16 protein-coding genes are annotated in these 17890 nt (G+C 72.6%); 8 read left to right on the plus strand and 8 right to left on the minus strand.

The window, feature by feature from the left end; genetic code table 11:
- Window positions 1-8 precede the first annotated feature (8 nt).
- Complete coding sequence (locus BR70_RS19460; protein WP_035808052.1) at window positions 9-866, plus strand: helix-turn-helix domain-containing protein; 858 nt, start codon at window positions 9-11, stop codon at window positions 864-866.
- Between the two features lie 95 nt (window positions 867-961).
- Here the strand turns inward: BR70_RS19460 and BR70_RS22105 are convergent, their stop codons facing one another.
- Entirely contained in the window at window positions 962-1501 is a 540-nt protein-coding gene (locus tag BR70_RS22105; protein ID WP_051596623.1) for an MmyB family transcriptional regulator, read from the minus strand.
- Between the two features lie 280 nt (window positions 1502-1781).
- Here BR70_RS22105 and BR70_RS0104120 point away from each other — a divergent pair, with 280 nt between their 5' ends.
- Both BR70_RS0104120 and BR70_RS0104125 read left to right on the plus strand, forming a co-directional pair.
- On the plus strand, window positions 1782-2513 hold the full coding sequence (locus BR70_RS0104120) for an alpha/beta fold hydrolase (RefSeq protein WP_027465031.1): 732 nt from the start codon (window positions 1782-1784) through the stop codon (window positions 2511-2513).
- 81 nt (window positions 2514-2594) lie between these two features.
- Entirely contained in the window at window positions 2595-4214 is a 1620-nt protein-coding gene (locus BR70_RS0104125) for an MFS transporter (protein WP_027465032.1), read from the plus strand.
- A gap of 67 nt (window positions 4215-4281) precedes the next feature.
- Here BR70_RS0104125 and BR70_RS0104130 read toward each other — a convergent pair whose 3' ends face one another.
- On the minus strand, window positions 4282-4599 hold the full coding sequence (locus tag BR70_RS0104130) for a hypothetical protein (protein ID WP_027465033.1): 318 nt from the start codon (window positions 4597-4599) through the stop codon (window positions 4282-4284).
- An 88-nt stretch (window positions 4600-4687) separates the two neighbouring features.
- On the opposite strand from BR70_RS0104130, the gene BR70_RS19470 reads away from it, so the two are divergent.
- Window positions 4688-5902 (plus strand): PP2C family protein-serine/threonine phosphatase, encoded by a 1215-nt coding sequence (locus BR70_RS19470; RefSeq protein WP_051596624.1) that lies wholly within the window; start codon window positions 4688-4690, stop codon window positions 5900-5902.
- A gap of 491 nt (window positions 5903-6393) precedes the next feature.
- On the opposite strand, the gene BR70_RS0104140 is transcribed toward BR70_RS19470, so the two are convergent.
- On the minus strand, window positions 6394-7263 hold the full coding sequence (locus BR70_RS0104140; protein ID WP_027465034.1) for a phosphoribosylaminoimidazolesuccinocarboxamide synthase: 870 nt from the start codon (window positions 7261-7263) through the stop codon (window positions 6394-6396).
- The gene (gene purD / locus BR70_RS0104145) at window positions 7260-8528 is read right to left on the minus strand and encodes a phosphoribosylamine--glycine ligase (RefSeq protein WP_027465035.1); all 1269 of its coding nucleotides are present in this window, start codon (window positions 8526-8528) and stop codon (window positions 7260-7262) included. The genes BR70_RS0104140 and purD overlap by 4 nt, the downstream gene beginning before the upstream one ends.
- Window positions 8529-8585: 57 nt before the next feature.
- Between purD and BR70_RS19475 the strand changes: the two genes are divergently transcribed.
- The gene (locus tag BR70_RS19475; RefSeq protein WP_231495639.1) at window positions 8586-9032 is read left to right on the plus strand and encodes a sterol carrier family protein; all 447 of its coding nucleotides are present in this window, start codon (window positions 8586-8588) and stop codon (window positions 9030-9032) included.
- A gap of 204 nt (window positions 9033-9236) precedes the next feature.
- Here BR70_RS19475 and BR70_RS0104155 read toward each other — a convergent pair whose 3' ends face one another.
- On the minus strand, window positions 9237-11825 hold the full coding sequence (locus tag BR70_RS0104155; protein ID WP_155896769.1) for a helix-turn-helix transcriptional regulator: 2589 nt from the start codon (window positions 11823-11825) through the stop codon (window positions 9237-9239).
- 108 nt (window positions 11826-11933) lie between these two features.
- On the opposite strand from BR70_RS0104155, the gene BR70_RS19480 reads away from it, so the two are divergent.
- The gene (locus tag BR70_RS19480) at window positions 11934-12335 is read left to right on the plus strand and encodes a hypothetical protein (protein ID WP_051596625.1); all 402 of its coding nucleotides are present in this window, start codon (window positions 11934-11936) and stop codon (window positions 12333-12335) included.
- An 85-nt stretch (window positions 12336-12420) separates the two neighbouring features.
- On the opposite strand, the gene purF is transcribed toward BR70_RS19480, so the two are convergent.
- On the minus strand, window positions 12421-13878 hold the full coding sequence (purF, locus tag BR70_RS0104165) for an amidophosphoribosyltransferase (RefSeq protein WP_027465037.1): 1458 nt from the start codon (window positions 13876-13878) through the stop codon (window positions 12421-12423).
- A 73-nt stretch (window positions 13879-13951) separates the two neighbouring features.
- Here purF and purM point away from each other — a divergent pair, with 73 nt between their 5' ends.
- Window positions 13952-15067, plus strand: coding sequence for a phosphoribosylformylglycinamidine cyclo-ligase (gene purM / locus BR70_RS0104170; protein ID WP_027465038.1), 1116 nt, complete (start codon window positions 13952-13954; stop codon window positions 15065-15067).
- Window positions 15068-15756: 689 nt separating this feature from the next.
- Here purM and BR70_RS0104175 read toward each other — a convergent pair.
- Window positions 15757-15975, minus strand: coding sequence for a DUF3073 domain-containing protein (locus BR70_RS0104175; RefSeq protein ID WP_017886249.1), 219 nt, complete (start codon window positions 15973-15975; stop codon window positions 15757-15759).
- Between the two features lie 158 nt (window positions 15976-16133).
- Between BR70_RS0104175 and BR70_RS0104180 the strand changes: the two genes are divergently transcribed.
- Window positions 16134-17279: an NAD(P)-binding domain-containing protein gene (locus BR70_RS0104180; RefSeq protein ID WP_081827241.1), complete on the plus strand. Its 1146-nt coding sequence runs from the start codon at window positions 16134-16136 to the stop codon at window positions 17277-17279.
- A 126-nt stretch (window positions 17280-17405) separates the two neighbouring features.
- Here the strand turns inward: BR70_RS0104180 and BR70_RS0104185 are convergent, their stop codons facing one another.
- Entirely contained in the window at window positions 17406-17846 is a 441-nt protein-coding gene (locus BR70_RS0104185; protein WP_027465040.1) for a DoxX family protein, read from the minus strand.
- Window positions 17847-17890 lie beyond the last annotated feature (44 nt).

Consider the following 17890-nt stretch of genomic DNA (forward strand, 5'->3'; position numbering starts at 1 on the left):
CTGCTCGCGTGGATGCGCGACGGTCCGAACTGGGGCAGTACCTCCGCGCCCGTCGGGCACTCGTCCAGCCCGAGGACGTCGGCCTCACCCGCGAGCCCGGACGACGAGTGGACGGCCTGCGCCGCGAAGAGGTCGCACGGCTCGCGGGCATCAGCCCCGAGTACTACCTGCGGCTCGAACGGGGCCGTGACCACCAGCCGTCCGACCAGGTGCTCGTGGCGCTCGGCCGGGCCCTGCGGCTCGACCACGAGGCCGTCGACTACCTGCGTCGCCTCGCACACGCCGAACGCCGCCGCCCCGAGGGGGTCGTGCCGCCGGGGCTCGACGATTCGGTCCGGTCGCTCCTGGCGCAGTGGTCGCACACCCCGGCGTTCGTGATGGACCGCAACCAGGACATCATCCTGTCCAACGCCCTGGCGAGCGCCCTCGGCCCCGGGTACATGGAGCCGGGCGCGAACCTCGTCCTGCAGATGTTCTCCGAGGCGTCCCGGCAGCACGCGGCCGAGTGGGACCGCACCGCACACCGGGTCGTCGCCGCGCTCCGGCTGCACGCCGAACCCGAGGACCCCCGGCTGCAGGAGATCGTCGGCACCCTGACCCTGGAGGACCCGGACTTCGCCCGCATCTGGGCGCGGCACGACGTCGCCGTGCAGCGCACCGGGGTCTCGCGGCACTGGATCGACCCGATCGGCTGGGTCGAGTTCCGCTGGCAGAACCTCGCGATCCCGGGCAGCTCGCACGTGCTCGTGACCTTCTGGGCCGACCCCGGCACCCCCGCAGCCGCGGCCGTCGCGTACCTCGCCGCGCAGGTGCAGCAGGGCACCGCCCGCCGGCAGCCGGTCGCGGGCGAGACCGCGGTGGGGTAGCGAGGCGGTCGCTGCGGTCGCTGCGGTCGCTGCGGTCGCTGCGGTCGCTGCGGTCGCAGCGGTCGCAGCGGTCGCCGCGCTCGCAGCGCTCCCGGTCAGGCGGTCGACGCGTCCTCGTCGAGCAGTCCCCGGAGCGTCGTGAGCCGCGCGGCGGACTCCTCGTCCGCTGCCGTCCACACCACGAGCACGTGCTCGGGGTCCTCCAGCCGACGCAGCTGCTCCCACCGCAGGTCGATCCTGCCCACCAGCGGGTTCTCGAACGTCGACTCCCCGCGTCGGGCCGGCCGCACCGCGCCGCCGGCCCACTCGGTCGCGAACGTCGTGCTCCGCGCCATCAGCTCGCCCAGCAGCTCCTGGAACCGGTCGTCGGCGTCGTGCTCGTCCAGCGAATCCCGGAGCATCGCGGCGGTGCGGTGCGCCTCGGCCTCCCAGCCGTCGACCGAGTCCTCGACCCAGGGGTTCAGGAAGGTGAACCGCGCCAGGTTCGTACCGACGGTGAGGGACGCGGACAGGGCCCCGGCGAGCCGGTTCGCCGCCACCACGTCGAGGTGCCGGTCGAAGACCACGATCGGTTCGGCGAGCGCGTCCACGAAGTCCTGGGCCGACGTCGTCGTCGTGCCGTCCTCGTGTTCCATGCGATCACGCTAACCGGCCGGGCAGTGGAGCAGGGGGGAGAAGGGGGCCCTGGCGGGGACCCCGTCGCCGTGCCTCCGCCCCGCAGGGGGACCCCGGCACGGTGCGTCCGGCCGTCCGAGGGCACCCCGCGTCGCTCCCGGGGCGTCGACGCGCGCTGTCGTCGGGGGTGACGGGCAACGACAGGGACAGGACGGCGCAGCGCCCGCAGCCCTAGCGTGACGACGCCGGGACCCCCGGTCCCCGCACCACCCCAGACGTTCGTCACGAAGGAGACCCGCAATGGCTGCACCCACCATCGTCCTCGTCCACGGCGCGTTCGCCGACTCCGCCAGCTGGGCGCCCGTCACCCGGGAGCTGCTCGACCGCGGCCACACGGTGCTCGTCCCGCCGGTCTACAACCGCAGCCTCGCCGAGGACGCCGCCTCGATCCGCGCTGTCGTCGAGCACGTCGACGGGCCGGTCGTCCTCGCCGGGCACTCGTACGGCGGCGCCGTGATCACCGTCGCCGGCGAGGCCGAGAACGTCGTCGGACTCGTCTACGTCTCCGGCTACGTGCTCGAGGTCGGCGAGAGCCTCGGGCAGCTGCAGGGCGGGTTCCCCGACTCCGACCTCGCCGCGAACCTGGTGTACACGCCGTACCCGGTCGCCGGCGCCGAGGACGGCACCGACGTCTCCGTCGCGATCGATGCGTTCCCGCAGGTCTTCGCCGCCGGGGTGGACCCGCGCGTCGCCGAGGTCCTGGCGGTCTCGCAGCGCCCGCTGTCCGGCGCCGCCTTCGGTGAACCGGCCTCCGCCGCCGCGTGGAAGACCACCCCCGCGTGGGCGATCGTCTCGTCCGACGACCACACCATCAACCCCGAGGTCGAGCGCTTCGGCTACTCCCGCGCCGGCATCACCGACGTGACCGAGCTCGCCGCCCCGCACCTCGTCATGCAGACCCACCCGAAGGACGTCGCCGACGTCATCGAGCGCGCCGTCGCCGCGACCAGCGCGACCGACGCCGCCGCCTGACGCGACCACCCCTGGAGGCGCGGCGTGCGCCCGACGCGCACCGCGCCTCCAGGATGTCCTCGTTCCACCCCAGGAGGCGACGTGACCACGGAACGCACCACCCCCGCACCCCGCGGCGGCGCCTTGGCGCCGCTCGCGATCCCGGTCTTCCGCGCCCTGTGGATCGCGGTGCTCGTGAGCAACATCGGAAGCTGGATGCAGACCGTCGGCGCGCAGTGGCTGCTCGTCGACGAGCACGCCGCACCCGTCGTCGTCGCCCTCGTGCAGACCGCGTCGAGCCTGCCGGTGCTGCTCGTCGGGATCCCCGCCGGGGTGATCGGCGAGTTCGTCGACCGGCGGCGGCTGCTCATCGGCGTGCAGGCGTTCCAGGTGGTCGTCGGCGTCGTGATGACCGTGCTCACAGCGACCGGCGACATGACCCCGGCGCTCCTGCTCACCGTCACGTTCCTGCTCGGTACCGCCTCGGCGCTCCAGCTGCCCGCGTACCAGGCGCTCGTGCCCGAGATCGTGCCGCGCGCCGCGATCACCGACGCCGCGGCGCTCAGCTCCGTCGGCGTCAACGTCGCCCGGGCGATCGGACCGGCGCTCGCCGGGGTGGTGATCGCGCAGCTCGGCGTGCCGTTCGTGTTCGCCGCCAACGCGCTGTCGTTCGCGCTCTTCCTGGTGGTGCTCGTCGCCTGGCGCGGGTACCAGCGCCCCGAGACGCGGGCCGAGCCGTTCATCGACGCCACCCGCGCCGGGCTGCGGTACGTCCTGCACGCGGCGGTCGTCCGCCGGCTGCTCGTGCAGCTCGCCGTCTTCATGGTGCCCGCGAACGCGCTGTGGGCACTCCTGCCGCTCGTCGCCGACGGCCCGCTCGGCCTGTCCTCCGGTGGGTACGGACTGCTGCTCGCCGCAGTCGGCACCGGGTCGGTCGGCGGGGCGTTCCTGATGCCGGCGGTCCGCGCGCGGCTCGGCATCGGCCGCACGGTCGGGGTCGCCTCGGTGGTGTTCGGCGTCTGCACCGCGGTCGTCGCGCTCGTCCCCGTGCTGCCGGTCGTGCTCGTCGCGCTGCTGGTCGGCGGGGTGGCCTGGATCGCCGTGGTGACGACGCTGAACGGCACCGTTCAGGCGTTCCTGCCCGCCTGGGTCCGGACCCGCGGGCTCGCCGCCTACCAGCTCGTGCTCTTCGGCTGCACCGCCATCGGTGCGGCGCTCGCCGGCGCCGTCGCCACGCCCCTCGGGGTGACGGGGGTGCTCGCCGGAGCGGGTGTCGTCACCGCGCTCAGCGCCGCGCTGCTGCTCGTGTCCGGGTTCCCGGTGCTCACCGACCGGCAGCGCGCCGTGACGCCGATGCCGTTCGGCGACGAGGTGTTCGTGCCGGACGACCACGGCGCGGCGACGGGGGAGACCCTCGTGCTGCTGCACTGGACGGTCCCGGCGGACGCGGTCGACGAGTTCCGGGCGCGCGCCGGACGGCTCGGGCGGAGCCGGCGGCGGACCGGTGCCCGTGACTGGAACCTGTACCGGGACGCGGCGAACGGGCCGGACGCCTGGGTCGAGGCGTTCCGGGTGGGGTCGTGGCAGGAGCACGTCGACCAGCACGAGGTCCGGCAGACCGGGGACGACGCGCGGACCCTGCAGTCGGTGCGCGAGGTCGCGGGCGAGCCGCGGGTCGAGCACCTGGTCGCGGAGGGGGTCGGCGGCCCGTCGTCGGGGTGACGGGCAGGGTCAGCGGCCCGTCGGGGCGACGCGCTGGGTCAGCGGTCCGTCGTGGTGGCGGGCGGCGTCAGCAGCCGGTCGTGGTCAGGGTGACCGTCGCGACCGTGCCGTCGGACACCTTGGTCGTCTGCGGGCAGAGGTCGCCGGCGCGGACCGTGACCTGGCCGAGGGGAACACCCGCGAAGTCGGCCGTTCCGCCCGGGAACACCCGCTGGTGCTCGGAGAGCTTGCCGGTCGAGGCGAACACCTTGACCTCGTAGGGGTGGTCGGCGGCGTTCGACGACACCGTGACCGACACCTGGCCGGTGGAGTCGTGGGCGCCACAGCCGGCGAGGGCCAGGAGCGCGGCCACGCCGAGGACGGTTGCGGGGACGACTCGGAGCACGACGACCAGGGTACGCCGACGCGCCCGACGATCTGCGCCCTCCGGACTGGGGCCAGGCCCTGTCCGTTCAGCGCGTTACCGTGGGAGCATGCAGCCGGAAACCGCGATGTCCGTGCCCGCGCCGACCGGGGCCGATGCCGTCCGGCGAGCGGCCCTGATCGCGGCACTCGACGTGGTCGACGGCGGCGTCGAGGAACGGTTCGAACGGATCACCCGGATCGCACGCGAGGCCCTCGGGGTCTCCGGCTCGTTCCTCAACCTGGCTGGCGAGACCACGCTGACGATCAAGTCGCAGCAGAGCGACGCCGCCTTCGGCCCGGTCATCCCGCTGCAGGACACGTTCTGCGGACGCACCCTGGGCGAGCAGGGCCCGGTGGTGGTCCCCGATGCCCGCGAGGACGCCCGGTACGCGGACCTGCCGATGGTGCTCGGTGACCCGAACGTCCGGTTCTACGCCGGTGTCGGGCTCCGGGCCGGCGACGACGACCTGAAGATCGGCACCCTCTGCCTGATCGATCCCGAGCCCCGCACCCTCGACCCCGACGAGCTCGAACTGCTGCAGGAACTCGGCATCTGGGCGGAGCGCGAGCTCCTGGCCGGAGCCGACGAGGACCGACTGCGCACCGTGCTCAACGGCCTGCAGCCGGCCGCGGTGCAGGTGCCCGGGTACCGGATCACGGGGATGTCGATCCCGCACGGGCTCGTCTCCGGCGACTTCCACGACTGGCACCGCTCCGGCGAGGACTCGATCCACCTGACCGTGTCGGACGTCATGGGCAAGGGGATGTCCGCCGGGCTCCTCGCCGCGAACATCCGCGGAGGCTTGCTCGCCCGCGGCGACCAGGACCCGGGCACCGCCGTTGCCGAGCTCGAGGCGCAGGTCGCCCCGGAGCTCAGCCGCGCCGAGTCCTTCGCGACGATGTTCCACGGTCGGCTGACCCCGTCCACCGGGCGCCTCGACTTCGCCGACGCCGGCCACGGGCTCGTGCTGCAGCTCCGTGACGACGGCGCCGAGCGGATCCTGCGGTCGTCGGACCTGCCGATCGGGCTGCACCCCGCCGGGATGCCCCGCGCCGCCGGCTCGCTCGTGCTCCGGCCCGGTGACGTGCTCATCGTCGTGACCGACGGCGCGCTCGAGCTCTGGGACTCCACACTCGCGTCGCTGTCCGAGCTCGGGTCGCTGTACCGGGAGTCCCCGGACGTCGAGACGTTCCTGCAGCGGGTGCGCGCACGCGTCGCCGAGCACGACCCGGGCGATGACCTGACCGTCGTCGTGGTGGCGCGCGAGGCGCTCGGGGCCTGACCGGTCGAGAACTGTCGCCGGGTCTTCGCCGGTCGAGTGGTCGTGACGTGTCGTGGGTGGGCCGCGGGTGGTCGCGAACTGTCGGTTGGTGGGGCCTCGGCCGACGGTTCGTGACCGTTCGACGGAGCTGAGCGGGGTGTCGTGACCGTTCGGGTGGCACCGGGTACCGGCGCGGCGGGTGGTCGCGACGTGTCATGGGTGGGCCGGCGGGTGGTCGCGAACTGTCGGTTGGCGGGGCCTCGGCCGACGGTTCGTGACCGTTCGACGGAGCTGAGCGGGGTGTCGTGACCGTTCGGGTGGCACCGGGTACCGGCGCGGCGAGTGGTCGCGACGTGTCATGGGTGGGCCGCGGAGTGGTCGCGAACTGTCGGTTGGCGGGGCCTCAGCCGACGGTTCGTGACCGCTCGACGGAGCTGAGCGGGGTGTCGTGACCGTTCGGGCCACGCCACGCCACGCGCCGCGCCTCGCTACGCGTCGGACTGGGCGCAGCGTCAGGCGCCGAGGCGCTCGATCAGCTCGGCGTAGCGCGCAGCCGTGCGCTCGACGATCTCGTCCGGGAGCACCGGCGGCGTGCCCTGGCGGTCCCAGTGCGCGCTGAGCCAGTCCCGCACGATCTGCTTGTCGAACGAGTCGGTGCGGTCGGCCGAGCGGGCGTCCCAGTAGCGGCTGGAGTCGCTCGTCAGGACCTCGTCGGCGATGCGGATCCGGCCGGTGGCGTCCTGCCCGAACTCGAACTTGGTGTCCGCGATGACGACGTCCCGCTCGAGGGCGATGGCCGCGGCCTCGGTGTAGACGTGCAGCGAGAGGTCGCGCAGGGTGGCGGCGGTCTCGGCACCGACCAGGTCGACGGTCTGCTCGTACGAGATGTTCTCGTCGTGCTCGCCCTGGGCTGCCTTGTACGCCGGCGTGTAGATCGGTTCCGGCAGGCGGTCGCCGTTGGACAGCCCGGCGGGGAGCGCGACGCCGCACACGCTGCCGGTCTCCTGGTACTCGGCCCAGCCGCTGCCGACCAGGTACCCGCGCACGACGCACTCGACGGGGAACATCGTGAGCGGCATGACGTGCATCGACCGTGCCTCGACCTCGGCGGGCACCGGGGTGCCACCGGAGGAGGGGCCGATGATGTGGTTCGGGACGTCGCTCAGCTGGGTGAACCAGAACCGGGACAGGCGGGTCAGCAGTTCGCCCTTGCCCGGGATCGGCGGCTCGAGGGCGAAGTCGTACGCGCTGACCCGGTCCGAGGCGACGAGCAGCAGTTCGGACGCGCTCGCCAGGTCAGCGGTGCCCTCGGGCACGTAGAGCTCGCGCACCTTGCCGGACGAGACGTGCCGCCAGCCGGCGATCGGCGCGGGGGCGGTCACTTCGCGACCTTCGCGGCGATGTCGGTGCGGAACTGCGCGCCGTCGAGCGTGATGTCGCCGAGCCCGGCGTAGGCGCGCTCGCGGGCCTGGCCGAAGTCGGACCCGGTCGCCACGACGCTGAGCACCCGGCCACCGGTGGCCACGAGCGTGTCGTCGAGGACGCCGGTGGCGGCGTGTGCGACCGATACGCCGTCGCGGGCGTTCGCGTCGTCGATGCCGGTGATCGGTCGACCGGTCTGCGGGTTCTCCGGGTAGCCCTCGCTCGCCAGGACGACGGTCACGGCGACCTCGTCGCGGAACACGGGTGCGGGGACGGCACCGAGCTGCCCGGTCGCGGCGGCCAGCAGGAGTTCGCTGAGCGGCGCGGCCAGGCGGGGGAGCACGACCTGCGTCTCCGGGTCACCGAAGCGCGCGTTGAACTCGATCACGCGGACGCCCTGCTCGGTGACGATGAGGCCGCAGTACAGGAGCCCGACGAAGGGCGTGCCCTCGTGCTCGAGGCGGCGGACGGTCGGCAGCGCGACGAGCTCGGTGACCTCGTCGACGAAGGCCTGCTCGGACGGCCAGCGCTCGGCGAGCCACGGCAGCGGCGAGTACGCGCCCATGCCGCCCGTGTTCGGTCCGAGGTCGCCGTCGGCCAGGCGCTTGTAGTCCTGCGCGGGGCTGAGCGCGCGGACGTCGTGCCCGTCGCTCAGGAAGAACAACGAGACCTCTTCGCCGTCGAGGAACTCCTCGACCACGACGTGTCCGTGCTGGAGCCAGTAGGTGGCGTGGTCGATCGCAGCCTGGCGGTCGTCGGTCACGAGCACGCCCTTGCCGGCGGCGAGCCCGTCGGCCTTGACCACGTACGGGGCACCGAGCTCGTCGATCGCGGCGACGGCTTCGTCTGCCGTGCCGGCGTAGACCGGACGCCCGGTGGGCACACCGGCCTCTCCCATGATCCGCTTGGCGAACGCCTTCGAGCCCTCGAGCTGCGCGGCGGCCTTGCCCGGCCCGAACACCGGGATGCCGCGGGTGCGCACCGGATCGGCCACGCCGGCGATGAGCGGGGCCTCGGGGCCCACGACGACGAGTTCCACGTCGTTCTCGATCGCGTACTCGGCGACGAGCGCACCGTTGGTGGGGTCGAGGGAGACGGTCTCGACGTCGGCGGCGATGCCGGCGTTGCCGGGCGCTGCCGTGATGACGTGGCCCGCATGCTCAGCGAGGAGGGCCGTGATGATCGCGTGCTCGCGGGCACCGGAACCGAGGACGAGGATTCGCACCCGATCACCCTACCCAGCCCGACTCGCCGCCCGCGATGCGAGGGCTAGCCTGTGGAGATGCCACCCAGGAGGATCGAGGACGCCGACGGGCGCGCGGCACTGGCCGCGGTGCGTCGTGGGGAGACGGCCCGTCCGGCCGTCGCGACCGCGGTGCGGTGGACGTTGCAGTGCCTGGCGGACGAGGTGCCGGGCAACAGCGTCGAGGTGCGGGTGCCGCCGTTCGCCGCCGTCCAGGCCGTGCCCGGACCCCGGCACACCCGCGGCACGCCGCCGAACGTGGTCGAGACCGACGCGACCACGTGGCTGGCGCTCGCGTCGGGCGAGCTGACCTGGGCCGAGGCGGTCGCGCAGTCGCGCGTCAGCGCCTCGGGCTCGCGCGCCGACCTGACGGCGTTCCTGCCGGTCCGGCTGCCCGCCCCGGCGCCTGACCCGCCGGAACCAGACCCGCAGGAACCAGACCCACCCACGCCGAAGGCGCCTGCGGAGGAGACCCGCGCGAATTAGGTAGTGCCTACCGATGCGCCCGCATCGACCTGGTTCCTAAGCTTGAAGTCGCCGGGATTCGGACCCGACCCGAACGGGTCCGAACCCGGCGACAGGCACCAAGGTACGCGATGTTCCACACAACGTGTCAATCGTGGCGGCGCGTCGTGCTGCAATCCGCAACGTTCTTGCGTGTGCGACAGCCGATGCCGAACGCCGAGCAGCTCAGAGCAGCTCGCTGAGCTCCGACCGCGCGTGCAGGTCCCACTTCGCGAAGACACGGGACAGGTGCGCGTCGATCGTCCGCGTCGAGAGCCCGAGGGACTCCGCGATCCGCCGGTTGCTCAGCCCCTGCGCCGCGAGCTCGGCGACCTCGTACTCGCGCTTCGTCAGCGGCGGTTTCGAGCGCCCGGCGGCCACCGAGACCCCGTGCGCCGCGAGCACGCCCTGCGCCGCGATCACCCGCGTGCGGTCGTCGGCACGAACGGCGTCGGCGTACTCGATCACGGCGGCGGCGAGTGGTCCGTCGACGCGGGTGGCGGCGTCGCGCATCCGCTCGAGCGAGCCGGTCGAGTCGCGCCCCTGCGACATGCCGACCGCGTGGTGCAGGGCGTACCCGTACATCACGTGCGTCCACGAGCCGTTGGCCGTGCTGCGTTCGATGATCTCGTCAGCGTGCTGCAGCCCGGCCGGGTTGCCGAGCACGGCCTCGGTCCAGGCGATCGACACGGCGACCTGTTCGCCGGTGATGCGCATCGCCCGCTGCGGGGTGGTCCGTGCCCGTTCGAGTGCACCCGAGGCTGCTTCCGGGCGTCCTGCGTAGGCGTGCGCCAGGGCAAGACGTGCCCAGGGGTAGGCCGCGAACCCGCCGTGGTCGGCGATGTCGTACCGTTCGCACGCCGCCGAGAACGCTGCGACGGCGTCGTCCCAGCGGCGCTGCGCGATCGCCAGGTTGCCCTGGCCGATGAGCTCGAGCGTGAAGTCGTACTTCAGGTAGGGGCTGGACCGCCCGGCGGGCACCTCGATGATCAGGTCGTCCAGGTCGCCGCGCCACATCTGCACCTGGTGCAGGACGGAGGAGTTCTCGCCCACGCTCCAGGGCGCTGCCTCGACGTGCGCCACGGCGGTGGCCAGGGCGCGGTGGCCGAGCGCGGACGCGTCGTCCAGTCGGCCGGCGGTCGCCAGCGCCATCACGGCGCAGGGTGCGACGGCGAGGAACGACATCGGCATCGTCGGGGCGTCCACGATGCCGCTGCGCTCGATCTCGGCCCGGACCTCGGCGAAGTCCCCACCCCAGCCCTGGTGCGCCATCCGCAGCAGCCGCAGCCGTTCGACGGCCTCGTCGGACACCACCAGGCGCGCGGCGGCATCGGTCAGGGCGACCGCCGCCGTGACGTCGTCGTCGTGGAACTGGCGGATGTTCGCCAGGGTCTCGCACGCTTCGATGACGGCCTCGTCGGTGACGTCGCCGACGTGCCGCTTCGCCGCGCCCCAGGCGGCTTCGGCGTCGGCGCGGCCGGCTTCACGGCCGTCCGAGTACGAGTACGCCAGCGAGCGGAGACAGTGCGCCGCGACCTGTTCGGTGGGGGTGAGCGTCGTGCGGAGCGCTGCCGAGGCCAGGGCGATCCCGCTCTCGTGCTCCTGCAGCCGCACGGCGACCTGCGCCGCGTCGAGCAGCTGGTCGACCGACGGCAGGACCCCGCACTCGAGCGACCACAGCGCGGCACGCAGCCGTGCGGCGGGCGGTGCACCCTCGGGCCGGTCGGTGCGGAACGCGTTGGCGCGCGCGAAGAGTGCCGTGCGCCGGGCCACCGGCACCAGGGTCCGGATGACCTCGCCGACGAGCGGGTGTGACGGCCGGACGACCGCGGCGCCGTCCTCGAGCGAGTCGATGCGGACCAGGCCGAGCGCGACGACGCGGTCGACGTCCCCGCCGGTGACCAGGCCGAGCAGGCGCGCGAGCGGGATCGGGTCCGCGAGGGCGACGATGTCGACGACGTCGCGCAGGTCCTCCGGCAGCGACCCGAGCTCCGTGCGGTACATGTCGGCGAGGCTGTCCGACGCGGTCACCCGTCCGCGCCAGTACCACCCGGTCGCGGTGTGGTCGAGGGCACCGGAGACCCGTGCCGCGCGGACCACCTCGCGCAGGTACAGCGGGTTGCCGGCGGTGGCGCGGTGGACGCGCTCGGCCGAGGCGTTCTCGAGCGGCGAGCCCAGTGCCTCGGCGACGAGCGCCGCGGTTTCGTGCAGCGCCAGGGGCTGCAGGTCGATGCGCTCGAGCAGGTCGTCCTGCCACAGCGCGCGGAGCGGCTCGGGGAGCGCCGTGAAGTCGCGGCAGGTCAGGACGAGCCGGGCGCCCTGCCGGCGGACCAGCCAGGCGACGTACCGCGCGGAGATCGCGTCGAGGTGGTCGGCGTCGTCGACGCGGAGCAGGACGTCGCGGTCGACGAGGTCCTCGATCGCCCGGAGGCGCTGTTCGGCACCGGTGTCGTCGGACAGCTCCGAGATGGACGCCGGCAGCTCGCCGAAGCGCTCGGCGACGGCACCGAAGGGCATCGACCGGCTCGCGGCGACCGCCGTGATCGGCACGACGACGGTGCGGCCGGTGCCGTCGCGACCGGCGACGCGGTCGGTGACCCTCGCCGCGGCGGTGCTCTTGCCGATGCCGGGGGCACCGACGAGCGCGACGCTCCACCGGTGCTCGGCCACGACGGCGACGGCGCGGTCCTCCTCGACGCGCTGTGCGACGGGCCAGGCCACGCGGGCGGGGGCGGTCGGTCGGCGTCGGCGGGCGGGTGCGGTTCGTTCGCGCATCCGACACACCTCCTCCGCTTGGGATACCGACCAGTAGCGACCATCCTCTCCCGGATCGGTCGCCGCGCACAGGCCGCGGGACGTCCCACAGTGGGGGACAATGGACGGGTGAGCAACACCGATCAACCCGACGAGCAGCCGCTCCCCACGCCGGCGCCGGCTCCCAGCGCGGTCGCCAGCCCCGACGAGGTCACCATCCGCCGTGCACCGAAGTTCGGCGTGTTCATCGTCGGCGGTGCCGTGCTCGGATTCCTCGCGACCCTCGTCGTGGTCGCCCTCACCATGAACCTCGGCGGTCAGCGGGACCAGACCAGCTTCGGCAGCCTGGTCGGCTACTTCAGCCTGTGGGGCGTCACGATCGGCGCCTTCATCGGGGCGGTCGTCGCCGTCGTGTTCGACCGGGTCTACGCCCGGCGTTCGGCCCGCCTGACGGCGGAGCGCGTCGAGGTCGAACTGCCGCCCGAGACGGTCGACGGTGAGCTCGACGACCACGGTGACCAGCGGCCGTAGCCGCTCCCGATCAACGGACTGGAGGCCCGGTGCCAGCTGGCACCGGGCCTCCCGTCCGTCTGGTGGTCGCGATCGCGACCCCCACTCAGCTGAGCTGGTTGGCCTCGACCCAGGACAGGTACTCCGGGCTCACGGTGCCCGTGACGTACTCGCCCGTGAAGCAGCTCATCTCGAGGTCGGTCACGTCCGAGCCCTCGATGATGGCGTCGCGCATGTCCCCGACCTCCTGGTAGATCAGGTGGTCGCTGCCGAGCACGCGGTTGATTTCCGGGATCTTCCGGTCGTGCGCGATGAGCTCCGCGCGCGTCGGCATGTTGATGCCGTAGACGTGCGGGAACCGGACAGGAGGAGCGGCGCTCGTGAACGTGACCTCGTTCGCGCCGGCGGCCCGGGCCATCTCGACGATCTCGCGGCTCGTGGTGCCACGGACGATCGAGTCGTCGACGATCAGGATGTTCTTGCCCTTGAACTCGGACGACATCGCGTTGAGCTTCTGGCGCACCGAACGCTTGCGCTCCGCCTGCCCCGGCATGATGAAGGTGCGGCCGACGTAGCGGTTCTTGTAGAAGCCCTCGCGGTACTCGATGCCGAGCTTTCGGGCGACCTGCATGGCCGCCGGACGGCTCGAGTCCGGGATCGGCATGACCACGTCGATGTCACCGGTCGGCGCGTACTGCTCGATGGTGTCGGCGAGACGGTTGCCGAGGCGCAGACGCGCGTCGTAGACCGAGATGCCGTTCATCACCGAGTCGGGACGTGCCAGGTAGACGTACTCGAACGAGCACGGCACCAGGCGCGGGTTCTTCGCGCACTGGCGGGCGTGCATCTGGCCGTTCATCTCGATGAAGACGGCCTCGCCCGGAGCGATGTCGCGGACGATCTCGTACCCGCCGGACTCGAGCACGAGCGACTCGCTCGCGACGACCCACTCCGGCTGCCCGGCCTCGTCGAACTTGTGGCCGAGGATCAGCGGGCGGATGCCGAACGGGTCGCGGAAGGCCAGCAGCCCGTGCCCGGCGATGGTCGCGATCGTGGCGTAGGAGCCCTCGACCCGCTCGTGCACGCGCTCGACGGCGTCGAAGACCTGACCCGGGTCGAGGTTCGCGCCGCGGACCTGGCCCTGCAGCTCGTGCGCCAGCACGTTCACCAGGAGCTCGGTGTCGCTCGTCGTGTTCAGGTGGCGACGGTCGATGTCGAACAGTTCACGCGTGAGTTCCCGCGTGTTGGTGAGGTTGCCGTTGTGGACGAGGACGATGCCGTACGGCGCGTTCACGTAGAACGGCTGGGCCTCTTCCTCGTTCGTCGCGGCGCCCTTGGTGGCGTAGCGGACGTGTCCGAGCCCCATGGTGCCGAGGAGGGCACGCATGTCGCGGGTCCGGAACGCCTCACGCACGTGGCCGCGGGTCTTGTGCATGTGGTGCACGTGACCCTCGACCGTGGCGATGCCCGTCGAGTCCTGCCCGCGGTGCTGCAGGAGGAGCAGTGCGTCGTAGATGGATTGGTTGGCGGGGCCCTGCGCAACAAGGCCGACGATGCCGCACATTCGCGGGTGTGCTCCAGACCGTAGAATCGGGGGGTACCGAACAAGTCTGCCATGTCACCGCGAAGGACTCCGCATGCCCAACCCGTACGCCGAAGCCGGAGTGGACACCGCTGCCGGTGACCTGGCCGTCGAACTGATGAAGTCCGCGGTCGCGGCCACCCACAACGCCTCGGTCCTCGGTGGCGTCGGCGGGTTCGCCGGGCTCTACGACGTCTCGTTCCTGAAGGACTTCTCACACCCGTTGCTCGCGACCTCGACCGACGGCGTCGGCACCAAGGTCGCCATCGCGCAGGCGATCGACAAGCACGACACCATCGGGCAGGACCTGGTCGGCATGGTCGTCGACGACATCGTCGTGGTCGGCGCGAAGCCGCTGTTCATGACCGACTACATCGCCTGCGGTCGCGTCGTGCCCGGCCGGATCGCCGACATCGTCGCCGGCATCGCCCGCGGCTGCTCGGAGACCGGCACCGCCCTGGTCGGCGGCGAGACCGCCGAGCACCCGGGGCTGCTCGGCCCGGACGACTACGACGTGGCCGGTGCGGCGACGGGTGTCGTCGAGGCCGACGCGCAGCTCGGAGCGCACCTGGTGCAGGACGGCGACGTGGTCCTGGCGATCGAGTCGTCGGGCCTGCACTCGAACGGCTACTCGCTCGTGCGGCACATCCTGTCGTCGCGAGGCGTCGGCTTCACGGACCAGCTGCCCGAGCTGAGCGGCGTCGGCTTCGGCGGTGCGGTCTCCGTCGGCGAAGCCCTGCTCGAGCCGACCCGCCTGTACACCGCACCGCTCCTGGCGCTGCTCGAGGAGCACCCGGGCGCGGTGCACTCGCTCTCGCACGTGACCGGTGGTGGCATCGCCGCGAACCTGGCGCGCGTGCTGCCCGTCGGCTCCTGGGTCGAGGTCGAGCGTTCCACCTGGCAGCCGCTCCCGGTCTTCCGGGTCCTGGCCGACATGGCCGGCACCCCGATCGAGGACACCGAGGGCACCTGGAACCTGGGCATCGGCATGTTCGCCGTCGTCTCGGCCGGGGCCGCTGCCGAGGTCATCGCCTCGCTCGGTGCCGCCGGCATGCCCACGTGGCCCGTCGGCACGATCGCCACGTCCGCGCGGGACCTGACCGGGTTCGAGCAGGGCGCCAAGGGTGTCGACGGCGGCGCGGTCCGGCTCGTCGGGAGCTACGCGGGCTGACCCGCTCGGTGCCGTGCCGTGGCGTGCCGTGCCGTGCCGTGCCGGGCCGCGCCTTGCCGTGGTGCGTGCGGTGGGTGGTCACGAACCGTCGTTTGGCGGGCTTGCAACCGACGGTTCTTGACCACTCGGCGTCATGCACGCGGTGAGTCGTGACCACTCGAGACCGGGGACCCGGGCGCGGCAACGGGGCGTGGCACCGGTGTGGCGAGTGCGGGTGGCCCCTGCCGCCGGCGTGGGGTGTCCCGGGACCCGCCGTGGTGCGTGCGGTGAGTGGTCACGAATCGTCGTTTGGCGGGCTTGCAACCGACGGTTCTTGACCACTCGGCGTCATGCACGCGGTGAGTCGTGACCACTCGAGGCCGGGGACCCGGGCGCGGCAACGGGCGCGGCAACGGGTCGTGGCACCGGGAGTGTGGCGAGTGCGGGTGGCCCCTGCCGCCGGCGTGGCGTGTGCCGGCACTCCCCGTGGTGCGTGCGTGAGTGGTCACGAACCGTCGTTTGGCGGGCCTGCAACCGACGGTTTGTGACCACTCGGCGTCATACACGCGGTGAGTCGTGACCACTGGAGGCCGGGGACCCGAGCGCGCCGAGGCGTGCTCGGGCGCACTCGGTGTCTGGGCGCGCCCCGTGTCCGGGCACGCGGAAACGCCGCGCTGCCCGAGGGCTGCGCGGCGTGACTGCGAGAGAGGTCAGGCGGACTTGTTCTGGTCTGCCTGGGTCTCGAACTCGTCTTCGTCTTCCGCCGGTTCCGGACCGTACTGGTCCGCCCAACGGTCGACGTAGTTCTCGTCGGAGTGTTGTCCGGCGGAGAGCTCCTGCTCGAGCGCACCGTAGTTCGTCTGCGGGCTGAAGTACTTCAGCTCACGGGCGACCTTGGTGTGCTTCGCCTTCTGACGGCCGCGCCCCATGCGTGACCCCCTCGTTCGGCTCTGGTCCGGTCCTGGCGAATGACGGAGGATCACTCGGGGAACCAGACGGTTCGTGGTTTGAAATCTGCCGATCACTCTACCATGTACCTCGATCTGGACGTCGCGCGACGGCTGGCCCGCACAGCAGAATCGAAGTGATGACGGAACCCCTCGAGACCCCGGTCGACCAGCACGCCCGCGTGGTGGTGATCGGTGCGGGGCAGGCGGGGCTCTCGGTGGGATACCACCTGCGTCGCCTCGGGCTCGTCCCCGGCAGCGACCTGGTGATCCTCGACCGCGCACCGAGCACCGGTGGGGCGTGGCAGTTCCGGTGGGAGGCGCTGCGGCTCGGGTCGGCGCACCGTGTGCACGACCTGCCCGGCATGCGCGCGATGGGCCTGGAGTTCGACGACGCCGACCGGTCACGACCCGCGCGGGACGTCGTCGGGGAGTACTACCGACGCTTCGAGCAGCACTACGACCTGCGGGTCCGGCGCCCGGTCTCGGTGACGTCCGTCTCGCGCATCGACGGCGACGACGGCGTGGCGAGCGACGTTCCGGCGGACGGCGGCCTGTGCGTCACGACCCGGAGCGCCGACGGCGCCGTCACGCGCATCCGTGCCGAGGTCGTGGTGAACGCGTCCGGCACGTGGGGCACCCCGTTCGTACCGTGGTACCCGGGGCGCGACGTGTTCCGCGGGCGGCAGGTCGACACGACCGAGTACCGCAGCGCCACCGAGTTCACCCGCCAGGACGTCGTGGTGGTGGGCGGTGGGACGAGCGCGATCGGATTCCTGCTCGAACTCGACGGCGTCGCCCGTTCGACGCGGTGGTTCACCCGCCGCCCGATGGTCTGGGCCGGGACCGCGTCGCTCGACGTCGAGTCCGCGGTGGCCGCCGTCGACGAACAGGACCGGGCCGCCCGCGCCGGCGAGGTCCTGCCGAGCATCGTCAGCGGTACCGGGGTCCCGGTGTCGCGGCGGATCCGCGCCGGCATCGACCGCGGCGTGCTGCGTGACGAGCCGATGTTCACGCGGATGGACGAGACCGGCGTGTGGACCGCGGACGGCACCCATGTACACGCCGACGCGGTGATCTGGGCGACGGGGTTCCGCGCCGACCTGCGGCACCTCGCGCCGCTGCACCTGCGGACCACGGCGGGCGGGGTGGTGGTCGAGGACGGCCGGTCCGGCGAGGAGCCGCGGTTGTTCCTGGCCGGCTACGGCCCCCAGGCATCGACCATCGGTGCGAACCGGGCCGGACGGCGCATCGCCCGCCAGGTCATGGACGCACTGGCGGGCTGACGACGCTGCGGCCCCTCGCACGGTGCGAGGGGCCGCGTGAACGGTGCGAGGTTCCGTTCCCGGTGCGGGCCTCGTGAGCTCGCACGGGCGACGGAACCTCGCACCGGACGAGCCGAAGCGCGCGGCTCAGGCGGGCAGGGGCTCCTCGACGCCACGACGACGGCGCGACGACTTGAGCACCAGGGCATCGAGCGAGAATCGGCCGGGCCCGGTCAGCGCCACGGCGAGGGACGCCACCGCGAGGACGAGCACGTACTCGAACCCGCCGTCCTGCGAGTAAAAGCCGGCGGTGCCGTGGGCCAGGAACCCGGCGACGACCATGTCGACGGCCAGCAGCACGCCGACGACGCGGGTCGCGACGCCGAGCACGAGCAGGATGCCGCCGACGAGCTCGAGGCCGGCGACGAGGGGGGCTGCGACCTCGGCGAGGGGGACGCCCATGCCCGAGAAGCCCTGCACCACGTTGGGGATGCCCTGGGCGAACTTCTGGGCGCCGTGGGCGATGAACACCACCCCGAGGACGATGCGGAGCGCGGTCAGGCCGATGGAGGTCGATGTCGTTCGCATGGCCACGAAGGTAGCCGGTGACGCGTCATCGATCGTCCTCGAAC

The sequence above is a fragment of the Curtobacterium sp. UNCCL17 genome (assembly GCF_000686685.1).
Taxonomy (GTDB): Bacteria; Actinomycetota; Actinomycetes; order Actinomycetales; family Microbacteriaceae; genus Curtobacterium; species Curtobacterium flaccumfaciens.

Bases quoted from the DNA above. Each gene is read 5' to 3' on its own strand.
- BR70_RS22105 (WP_051596623.1), bottom strand. From the start codon at position 1,501: ATGGAACACGAGGACGGCACGACGACGACGTCGGCCCAGGACTTCGTG.
- BR70_RS0104120 (WP_027465031.1), top strand. From the start codon at position 1,782: ATGGCTGCACCCACCATCGTCCTCGTCCACGGCGCGTTCGCCGACTCC.
- BR70_RS19470 (WP_051596624.1), top strand. From the start codon at position 4,688: ATGCAGCCGGAAACCGCGATGTCCGTGCCCGCGCCGACCGGGGCCGAT.
- BR70_RS19475 (WP_231495639.1), top strand. From the start codon at position 8,586: ATGCCACCCAGGAGGATCGAGGACGCCGACGGGCGCGCGGCACTGGCC.
- BR70_RS0104155 (WP_155896769.1), bottom strand. From the start codon at position 11,825: ATGCGCGAACGAACCGCACCCGCCCGCCGACGCCGACCGACCGCCCCC.
- purF (WP_027465037.1), bottom strand. From the start codon at position 13,878: ATGTGCGGCATCGTCGGCCTTGTTGCGCAGGGCCCCGCCAACCAATCC.
- purM (WP_027465038.1), top strand. From the start codon at position 13,952: ATGCCCAACCCGTACGCCGAAGCCGGAGTGGACACCGCTGCCGGTGAC.
- BR70_RS0104175 (WP_017886249.1), bottom strand. From the start codon at position 15,975: ATGGGGCGCGGCCGTCAGAAGGCGAAGCACACCAAGGTCGCCCGTGAG.
- BR70_RS0104180 (WP_081827241.1), top strand. From the start codon at position 16,134: ATGACGGAACCCCTCGAGACCCCGGTCGACCAGCACGCCCGCGTGGTG.
- BR70_RS0104185 (WP_027465040.1), bottom strand. From the start codon at position 17,846: ATGCGAACGACATCGACCTCCATCGGCCTGACCGCGCTCCGCATCGTC.